This is a genomic window from Streptomyces sp. MK37H, from assembly GCF_018035285.1.
Taxonomy (GTDB): domain Bacteria; phylum Actinomycetota; class Actinomycetes; order Streptomycetales; family Streptomycetaceae; genus Streptomyces; species Streptomyces endocoffeicus.
Genome location: NZ_JAAAYH010000736.1, coordinates 1 through 2,428 on the forward strand (window position 1 = coordinate 1; position 2,428 = coordinate 2,428).

The 2,428-nt window shown below is 72.0% G+C and carries 3 protein-coding genes; 1 reads left to right on the forward strand and 2 read right to left on the reverse strand.

The annotated features are described in order from the left end of the window. Positions 1-113 precede the first annotated feature (113 nt). Complete coding sequence (locus GWI24_RS43380) at positions 114-371, forward strand: hypothetical protein (protein ID WP_210951513.1); 258 nt, start codon at positions 114-116, stop codon at positions 369-371. Positions 372-378: 7 nt separating this feature from the next. Here GWI24_RS43380 and GWI24_RS43385 read toward each other — a convergent pair whose 3' ends face one another. After that, positions 379-909, reverse strand: coding sequence for an NUDIX hydrolase (locus tag GWI24_RS43385; RefSeq protein ID WP_037961561.1), 531 nt, complete (start codon positions 907-909; stop codon positions 379-381). Positions 910-989: 80 nt separating this feature from the next. Beyond that, the gene (locus GWI24_RS43390; protein WP_210951514.1) at positions 990-2,327 is read right to left on the reverse strand and encodes a transcriptional regulator; all 1,338 of its coding nucleotides are present in this window, start codon (positions 2,325-2,327) and stop codon (positions 990-992) included. Positions 2,328-2,428 lie beyond the last annotated feature (101 nt).

Genomic DNA, 2,428 nt, shown 5'->3' on the forward strand with positions numbered 1-2,428 from the left:
GTGCGCCGGTGACTCACACACCACCCCCACACACGCTCCCGCACTACCTGTGCATGCGCTTGACTCGGAGCGTCACCACTGCATGGACGTTACATCCGGAAGGGGATCAACCCGTGACCACCGAGCCCGAGCAAGCCGCGTTAGCCGTGGAGCTCGCGGAATTACGCCGGACCGTCGAAGTGGGCTTCACCCGCGTCGACGGCCGGCTAGCCCTGCTCGACCACCGAGGAGAGCAGGCTGAGGATGACGTGAACCAACTGGGCGGGCGGATGCGGATCCTGGAGCACGGACGCTGGCCGCTGCCCTCCATCGCCGCCCTGACCGGGGTATCCGCCCTGGCCCTGGCGATATGGCAGGCAGCGGGACACTAGGGCCTGTCTACCCGAGCCTGATGTGGTGGAGCAGCAGCAGCGCGGCCGCCATGTTGGCCGCGGGCACCTCACCCCGCGCCACCAGGTCGGGCACCAGTTTCAGCGGCACCCACTCGCGGCGGTCCGACTCGAAGTCGTCCTCCGGGTGCCCGACGTACGACGCCTCCTCGGCCCAGTAGATGTGGTGCCGTGCGTCGGTGAGCCCGTTGGACGGCTCGACGGAGAGCAGATGGCGCAGCGGGCCGGGCCGCCAGCCGGTCTCCTCCTCCATCTCCCGGGCCGCGGCGTCGGCGATGTCCTCACCGTCCTCGACGACGCCCGCGGCCAGCTCCCAGCCCCAGGCGTCGGTGATGAACCGGTGCCGCCACAGCAGCAGCACCTCGTTGGCCGCGTTCACCACGGTGGCCACGGCCACCGGACGCAGCCGGATCAGATAGTGATCGAGTTGACGTCCGTCGGGGAGCCGGACATCGGCGAGGTTGACCCGGAACCATCGGTTCTCGTACACGGTCCGCTCCCTGAGGTTCTTCCAGCGCACTGTCAGCCACCTTTCGTCGCACGGGAGGCCATCCTGGGCCACCCGCTGACGAGAGTGCGGACCCGCGAGCGGAACCGCGGTCACAGAGGAACGCGCAGTGCCCCGTCGATGAGTTCGGCGGCCTCGGCCGTCGCGGCGCTTCCGCTGGCCGCGAGGTGTTCCCGTACCGCCCGCAGTCGGTCGCGTAACCGCTGGGACTCCATGCCCCGCGCCCGCTCGGTCATCTCCACCGCGGTGGCGCCCGCCCGGTCCATATCGCCCTGACGCAGCTCGATATGGGTGAGCATGGCGAGCCGGTGCACCCGGCCCCGGTCGTGGGCGGGGGTGCCGACCGCGGCGGTGGCGTGCTCGCGGGCGCCACCGAGGTCACCGAGGCTCAGCAGCGCCTCGGCCACCTGGACGTTCACCAGACCGGGCTGGACATAGCCGGTCTCGTCGGGCTCCTGGCCCGGTCTGATCCGGTCGGCGGCGGTCTCGGCGCGCCGGATGCAGGACAGCGCCCCGGCGCCGTCGCCGAGCCGGGCGTACGACTTGGCCTGCATGGCGTAGAGGTCGGCGGCGAGCGCGGGGGTGATCTGGGAACCCGCGGCGCGCAGCGCCGACTCGGCGAAGGCGACCGCCTGCCGGTACTCCTTCATGAAGAGGGACTGGTTGACCAGCAGCGCTATCACATACGCGCCGAGGCCCCGGTCGCCGCTGGCCTTGGCGAGTCGCAGCGCCTGGTGGAAGTAGCGCTGGGCCAGGCCGTGCGCGTTGGAGTCGTAGGCGCAGATCCCGGCGATGGCCACCAGGCCGCCGGTCGCCCGGTGCAGCTGGCGGCCGGTGTCGTCGGCGTAAGCGCCGCGCAGCAGCGGCGCCGTCTCGGAGTTGAGGAACCCCACCACCCGGGTCCGGGTCGCGACCCCGCCGGCCTTGCGGTACATCTGCTCGTAGTGGGCGCGGGCGGCGCGCAGCGTCTCGATGTCGGTCATGCTGACGCGGGTCAGCCCGCGCCGGGAGACATCGGAGTCCTCGGGAGGGTTCTCCCACTCCCACACCGGGATGACGGCGGGGGTGCCGGTGACCGCCGGGGCCTCGACGACATGCGGGCGCTGCTGTTCGTCGGAGCGCCACAGCGCGGTGGCGCGCTCGACGAATCCGGAGAGCGGGGTGGCGGGGCCCCGGGCGCTGCCGGGGGTGCCGAGGCCGATGTCGTCCAGGGTGAGGGCGCGGTGCAGCCGCTCGCCCAGCACCTCGCAGATGAGGTCCGGCACCTGGCCGCGCGGCCGCTGGCCCTTCAGCCACCGGGCCACCGCGGTGTGCTCGTACCGCAGCTTCATCCCCCGGGCCCGGCCTGCCTCGTTGACATGCGCGGCCAGCCCCGCGTGGGAGACTCCGGCCTCGTCGAGCACGGAGTCGAGCAGTGTGTTGGGCTCCATCTCGCCCTCCCGAAGCGCTCGGTGGCGCCAGCGTAGTGGAGGGGGATTCGCACGGGGTGTGAACGGACGGGACGAGAAGGGACGTCGGCCCGGCGCCCAGG